The following is a 457-nucleotide window of genomic DNA, read 5'->3' as shown; positions in this document are numbered from 1 at the left end:
GTGTTGCCGGTCAGCAGAAGGGCCAGCACCGCACCGACCATCGCCAGCGGGATGGTGAACAGGATCACGAACGGATGCAGCAATGACTCGAACTGCGAGGCCATCACCAGGTAGACCAGGAAGATCGCCAGGGCGAAGGCGAACAGCAGCGAGCGCACCGACTGCGCCAGTTCCTCGCCCTGGCCGCCGATGTGCAGGCCCAGGCCGGCGCCGAGCGGATCGGCCGCGACCATCGCCCGCACCTCCTCCATCGCCGAAAAAAAAGCCTGCAGATCAGATTCGTGCAGCATTTCCTGCGTTCGCCCTTGCACTTTTCAAGCGCGAGGCAATTCTATCTGTAGTCGCCCAAGGACCACACGACGGACAGTCTGGACGCGTCTCGTGTACCTTTCTCGTCTAACACTGACATAGCCCACTAAACACCATAACGCTCCGTAATCCTCCTTTGTCGAGCAAA

General features: G+C 60.2%; 1 pseudogene. It reads right to left on the bottom strand.

What is annotated here, in order from left to right:
- Positions 1-254 (bottom strand): annotated as a pseudogene (locus tag CSC70_RS14505) (efflux RND transporter permease subunit); the annotation flags it as partial.
- Positions 255-457: the final 203 nt, after the last annotated feature.

Origin of the sequence: Pseudoxanthomonas kalamensis DSM 18571 (genome assembly GCF_010211745.1) — a bacterium.
Taxonomy (GTDB): domain Bacteria; phylum Pseudomonadota; class Gammaproteobacteria; order Xanthomonadales; family Xanthomonadaceae; genus Pseudoxanthomonas_A; species Pseudoxanthomonas_A kalamensis.
Note: the sequence above shows the minus strand (reverse complement) of the source record. Positions and strands in the feature narration are given on the sequence as shown.